We start from the raw sequence: 6,000 nt of genomic DNA, 5'->3' as shown, positions 1-6,000 counted from the left end.
TAGACAGCTCCACTCCACGCCGGGAGGTCTTCACCCATCAACCACACTCACCGCGTGTCGTCACACTTTCTCAACCAACGTGCCCGGTCAGTACACCTAGTACACCGGTGAAAGGACTACAGAGCTGATCGCCTTGAGCGTAATCGGTGTCAGTCCGTCGACAGTGAAATGGCCGTCCAGCTGATGGCCGGGAGTGTGACGGTCAATGTGCCGTCGACGAGGGCGGCCGTCTCGAGCGGTTGCGGGACGACGTGGTCGGGGTCGGTCGCGGAGTTGATCGCCAGGGGGTCCTCATCGTGGACGAGGAGGGCCTCCTGGATGGTCGTGACGCCGGAGCGGGTCACGTCGATGGTGACCTCGACGGGGCCTTCGGTCGAACGGTTCACGGCGAAGACCGCGAGCTTGCCCTCGTCGTACGTCGCGACCGCGTCGACCGCGGCGACGTCGCCGTACTTCGCGGTGGTGACGGTGGGCGAATCGGTCTCGACCCGCAGAACCTGACCGGACGCCAGCCGGGACGTGATCGCGAACGGGTGGAACGTAGGCTGCCGCCAGGCCGCGCCGCCGGGCTCGGTCATGATCGGGGCGATCACGTTCGCGAGCTGTGCGAGGCAGGCGACGCCGACCCGGTCGCTGTGCCGCAGCAACGAGATCAACAAGTTGCCGAGGACAACGGCATCGGTGACGTTGTACTCGTCCTCGATCCGTCGCGGCGCCACCTCCCACTGGTCGTGCGGGCCGTCGGTACGGCGGGAGCGCTCGCCGTACCAGACGTTCCACTCGTCGAAGGAGATACCGATCTTCTTGCTGCTCTTGAGCTCCGCGCCGACATGATCGGCGGTCGCCACGACCGAGTCGATGAAGTGGTCCATGTTCACCGCGGAGGCCAGGAACGAGGCGGTGTCGCCGTCGTCGTTCCCGTAGTACGCGTGGCAGGAGATGTACTCGACGAACTCGTACGTCTCCCGCAGTACGTCGCGCTCCCACGTCCCGAACAACGGCATCCGCGACGACGACGATCCGCAGGCGACGAGTTCCAGGTCCCGCTCGATCATCCGCATCGCCCGCGCGGTCTCGGCCGCGAGCCGTCCGTACTCCGTCGGCGTCTTGTGGCCGACCTGCCACGGACCGTCGAGTTCGTTGCCCAGACACCACAACTTGATCCCGTACGGCGCGGCGCCGTGCTCCTCGCGCAGGTCGGACAACGCCGTGCCACCGGGGTGGTTCGTGTACTCGAGCAGGTCGAGCGCCTCCTGGACGCCGCGCGTCCCGAGGTTGATCGCCATCATCGGCTCGACGCCGGCTTTGGCACACCAACGGATGAACTCGTCCAGGCCGAACTCGTTGGTCTCGATGCTGTGCCAGGCCAGGTCGAGCCGGCGCGGACGCTCGTCGCGCGGGCCGACACCGTCCTCCCAGCGGTAGCCGGAGACGAAGTTGCCGCCGGGGTAACGAACCACGGAGACGCCGAGTTCGCGGGTCAGCTCCAGAACGTCCTTGCGGAAGCCGTCCTCGTCGGCGGTCGTGTGTCCCGGCTCGTAGATGCCGGTATACACGCAGCGGCCCATGTGCTCGACGAACGTCCCGAAGGTACGGCGGTTCACGGGCGCGATCGTGAACGCGGGGTCGATGGTCAGGTTGGCAGCGGGCACCAGGTTGCTCCTGTCATAGGTGTCTAGCCCTTGATCCCGGCGTCTCCGACACCGCGGACGACATGGCGCTGGAACAGGGCGTAGACGATCAGCAAAGGAAGGCCGCCCAGCACGGCGGACGCCATGATCTGGGCATAGCGCAGGCCGTACGAGCCCTGCACGTTGGCCAGTCCGACCGGGATCGTCATCATTGACGGGTCGGTGGTCACGATGAAGGGCCAGAGGAAGTTGTTCCAGGCCCCGATGAAGGTGAAGATGCCGACGGCAACCAGGATCGGCCGGGACATCGGCACCATCACGCTCCAGACGATCCGCCACCGGGACGCGCCGTCGACCCGGGCGGCGTCCTCGTAGTCGCGGGAGATGCCGTCGAAGAACTTCTTCAGCACGAACACCATCACCGGCGCGACCACCTGCGGCAGCACGATGCCCCAGTAGGTGTCGACCAGGCCCAGCCCGGTCATCTCCTGGAACAACGGCACGATCAGCACCTGCGGCGGCACCAGGATGCCGGCGATGATCAGGCCGAACAGCACCCGCCGGCCCGGGAACGTCGTACGCGAGAAGCCGAACGCGGCCAGCACGGAGACGAACAGCGTGAGCGCCGTCACCAGGATCGACACGACCGTGCTGTTCAGGAACCAGCGGATCAGGTCACCCTGGTCGATCACACTGCGGAACGCGTCGAAGGTCGGTGCGGTCGGCAACCAGGTGATCGGCGACCGGGTGGTCTCGGGCTCCGGCTTGAGCGCGGTGTCCAAGGCCCACAGCAACGGAACCACCCAGAGCACTGCCAGCAGTACGGCGCCGACGACGGTCGCCGCCTTCGGGAAGGTCCACCTCGTCCTCATTCGCCGGCCTCCTTCCGGCCGGAGAAGAGTTTGAACTGCAGCAGCGCGACCACCACGATGACCGCGAAGAACATGTACGAGATCGCCGACGCGTAGCCGATCCGGTAGTTGGTGAAGCCGTTCTCGTAGATGTACTGGATGATCGGCCGGGTCGCGAAGTTCGGCCCGCCGTCGGTCATCAGGTACACCTGGTCGAAGATCTTCAGCGACGCGACCAGTTGCAGTACGACGATCAGCCCGGTGGTCCGGCTCAGCAACGGCAGCGTGATCCGGAACAGCTGCTGCCGCCCGTTGGCGCCGTCGATCGCGGCCGCCTCGTACACCTGGGCCGGAATCCCTTGCAGGGCGGCCAGATAGAGCAGGAAGTTGAATCCTACGGTCCACCAGACCGTGGTGATCACGATCGCGAGCATGGCCCGGTTCTCGGTGTTCAGCCAGTCGATCTCGGCGAACCCGCCGGACGTCAGCAGCCCGTTCACCAGGCCGAAGCCGGGCTGGAAAATCCACACCCAGATCAGCGTCACGACGGTGGCCGGCAGGACGAACGGCGCGAAGTACGAGAACCGCAGCAGCCAGCCGAGCAGACCCTTGCGGTTCGCGAGCAGCGCCATCACGAGGGCGATGATCACCAGCGGCGGCGTGCTCATCGCGGTGAAGATGAAGGTGTTCTTCAGCGACGACCAGACGGCCGGGTCGCCGAACATCTCCCGCCAGTTGTCGAGGCCGAGGAACTGGTGCTTGACCCCGGCCAGGCTGGTGTTGAAGAAGCTGTTCCACAGCCCGGACACGATCGGCCAGAGCAGGAACACCGCGAACAGCAGCAGGAACGGGGCCACGAACAACAGCCCGCCCCAGCGCTCCTGCCACGGCCGGCCCGGCTTCGGCTCGGCCGCTCGGGTGGTGCTGATGGCACGAGGTGGTGTCTGCACAGCCATGATGGCCTCCTTTCAGACCGGGGACGGTGTGTCGAGCAGCTTCTGGGTGGCTGCCTTGAACTGGGCGAGTGCGGACTTCGGCGTGGCCTGTCCGGTCGCGATCCCGCTGAACGCGGCCGCGGATTCGTTCTCCAGCTGGGCTCCGGATCCGCTGAACCACGCGTCCGGGTCGTACAGCACGTTCGGAGCGACGCTGCGGTACTCCGCCTGCGGCTTGAGGTCGAGGTACTCCTGGCTCTTCACCACCGGCTGGTACGCCGGGATGTGGCCGCCGGCTGCCCATTCGACGCTGTGCTTGAGCATCCAGGCGATGTACTCGATGGTCGCCTTCGTGTCGTCGGCGTTGCGATGGGCCTGATGTGGCAGCACGAAGGTGTGCGAGTCGCCCTGGAACTTCGGTACGTCGTACACGACCGGGAACGGCGCCATGCTGAACGGCAGCTTCGCGGTCTGGTACGTCGTGACCTCCCACTCGCCGTTGAAGCTCAGCCCGGCATCACCGTTGGTGAACTGGGCGACCAGGGCCGCGTAGTTCGCCGACTTCGGCGTAAGTCCGTCGCTCGCGAGCTTGGCGATCAGGTCCAAGGCCTCGAGCGCCTTGGCGTCGTCGATCACCAGTTCCTTGCCGTCCGGGCTGAAGAACTCGCCCTCGAGCTGGCCGTACAGCGTGTACCAGAGTCGCCACGGGCTGGTGGTGTCGACCGAGACGGCGTACTTGCCGGTGGTCTCCTTGACCGCCTTGAGCAGGTCGAGGAACGCGGTCACGCCTTTGACGGGCTTGATCTTCCCGTCCGGCCCGAGCACGCCGGCCTTCTTGCAGATCTCGGTGTTGTAGTAGAGGACGAACGGGTGCTGGTCCAGCGGTACGGCGTACAGCTTGCCGTCGATGACGCACCGGTCCCAGGTCGCCGGCAGGAAGTCGGACTGGTGCACGCCGGCGGCGCTGAGCAGGTCGACGGGGATCGGGTCGAGCATCGTCGTCGGGCTGAAGCCCTTCAGCCGCGACATGTGCATGGTCGCGACCTCCGGTGCCCGGCCACCGGCCGCGGACATCGCGAGCTTGGTGTAGAACGGCGGGCCCCAGGCGAGCGTGGTCGCGGTGAACTTCACGTCCGGGTGCTCGGCGACGTACTGCTGATGGATCTGCAGCAGGCGAGCACCGTCGCCGCCGCCGAACAGGTTCCATTCGCGGACCCTGGCCCCGGACCCGAAGCTGCCACATCCGGACAGCGCAAGAGCGCCGAGCACGCCACCAAGCACCGCTCGACGTCCGGGTCGGGAGGGCGGATGGTTACTGGTCATGGGGCCTCCCGGCCTGGACTGAGGAGCGGAGGGAGCGGAGCGACCGGAGCGACCGGAGCGACGAGGGAAGGCCGGGAGTTACAGCCCCATGACCCGCCGCGACGGAGTCGCGGCATCAGTACAGCCATCTGTCCTCCAGGGCGGGGGGAGCACTGATTTACATCGGTGTACTACATCGGTGTAGAAAGGATGCCGGGGTGGGTCCGGGTCGTCAAGACCTCAGTTGGCGCCGAGGGTGGATTCGCGGGTGTGGAGCTTGTACTGGGCGGCGATCTCCTCGTGTTCGGAGTCGTCGCCTGCCATTCGCCGGACCAGCAGGTCGACGGCCTTCCGGGCGATCTCCGCGCGGCCGGGGTCGACCGTGGTCAGGCTCGGAGTGCTGTAGTTCGCCTCGTCGATGTTGTCGAAACCGGCCAGCGCGACGTCGTCCGGCACCCGGATGCCACGCTGCGTGAGGACCCGGAGCGCCCCCAGCGCGAGGGTGTCGTTCAGCCCCAGGATCGCGTCGAACTCGAGGCCGGACGCGAGCAGCCGCTCGGTCGCCTCCGCGCCGGTCGAGCGGTGCCAACGGCCGGCCGGGAACGCGAGCTCGGCCGGGACCGGGAGGCCGTGGTCGGTGAGGGCGTCGGCGTACGCGCCGTACCGGATGGCCGCCGTGCCGACCCGCTCGCCGGGGTGTACGCCGAGGACCGCGATCCGTCGGCGCCCGAGAGCCAGCAGGTGCTCGACCGCTGCCTTGGTGCCGGGGACGTTGTCGATCATCACGTGGTCGACCGGGCTGTGGAAGATGCGTTCGCCGAGCAGCACCATCGGCGTGTTCGACTTCAGCTGGCCGATGTCTTCCTGACCCAGGCCGAGCGGGCTGTAGAGCAGGCCGTCGACCAGGTGGCCACGGGGCCGGCCGAGGACGGTCAGCTCGCGGTCACGATCCGCGCCGGTCTGCTCGATCATCACGGTCAGGCCGTGCTCGTCGGCCGCCACGATCACCTGATCGGCGAGCTCACCGAAGTACGGCAGGCTGAGCTCCGGTACGGCCAGGCCGATCACACCCGTGCGCCCGGACTTGAGGTTCCGGGCGGACAGGTTCATCCGGTAGCCGAGGGCATCGATCGCCGCGAGCACCCTGGTCCGGGTCTCGGCGCGGATGTACGGATACCCGTTCATCACGTTCGACACCGTCTTCGGAGACACGCCGGCCTCGCGCGCGACGTCGCGCATCGTCACCGCCATGGCATGTCCCTCATGGGCAGCCACGGTAGT

The 6,000-nt window shown here is 67.0% G+C and carries 5 protein-coding genes; all 5 read right to left on the bottom strand.

All coding sequences use genetic code 11. The annotated features are described in order from the left end of the window. Positions 1-149 precede the first annotated feature (149 nt). Positions 150-1,652, bottom strand: a complete 1,503-nt coding sequence (locus ACIA58_RS33500; protein WP_396407818.1) for an alpha-N-arabinofuranosidase — start codon at positions 1,650-1,652, stop codon at positions 150-152. 23 nt (positions 1,653-1,675) lie between these two features. Next, entirely contained in the window at positions 1,676-2,503 is an 828-nt protein-coding gene (locus tag ACIA58_RS33495) for a carbohydrate ABC transporter permease (protein WP_396407817.1), read from the bottom strand. Beyond that, positions 2,500-3,438, bottom strand: coding sequence for a carbohydrate ABC transporter permease (locus ACIA58_RS33490; protein WP_396407816.1), 939 nt, complete (start codon positions 3,436-3,438; stop codon positions 2,500-2,502). Before ACIA58_RS33490 ends, ACIA58_RS33495 begins: the two co-directional genes overlap by 4 nt. Before the next feature lie 12 nt (positions 3,439-3,450). Continuing rightward, a complete protein-coding gene (locus ACIA58_RS33485; protein WP_396407815.1) occupies positions 3,451-4,740 on the bottom strand; it encodes an extracellular solute-binding protein in 1,290 nt (429 codons plus the stop codon). Between the two features lie 219 nt (positions 4,741-4,959). Continuing rightward, positions 4,960-5,970: a LacI family DNA-binding transcriptional regulator gene (locus ACIA58_RS33480; protein WP_396407814.1), complete on the bottom strand. Its 1,011-nt coding sequence runs from the start codon at positions 5,968-5,970 to the stop codon at positions 4,960-4,962. Positions 5,971-6,000 lie beyond the last annotated feature (30 nt).

This window comes from Kribbella sp. NPDC051586, from assembly GCF_044453965.1.
GTDB lineage: Bacteria > Actinomycetota > Actinomycetes > Propionibacteriales > Kribbellaceae > Kribbella.
Note: the sequence above shows the minus strand (reverse complement) of the source record. Positions and strands in the feature narration are given on the sequence as shown.

Excerpts from the sequence above, each read along its gene's own strand:
- ACIA58_RS33495 (WP_396407817.1), bottom strand. The coding sequence starts at position 2,503 with ATGAGGACGAGGTGGACCTTCCCGAAGGCGGCGACCGTCGTCGGCGCC.
- ACIA58_RS33490 (WP_396407816.1), bottom strand. The coding sequence starts at position 3,438 with ATGGCTGTGCAGACACCACCTCGTGCCATCAGCACCACCCGAGCGGCC.
- ACIA58_RS33485 (WP_396407815.1), bottom strand. The coding sequence starts at position 4,740 with ATGACCAGTAACCATCCGCCCTCCCGACCCGGACGTCGAGCGGTGCTT.
- ACIA58_RS33480 (WP_396407814.1), bottom strand. The coding sequence starts at position 5,970 with ATGGCGGTGACGATGCGCGACGTCGCGCGCGAGGCCGGCGTGTCTCCG.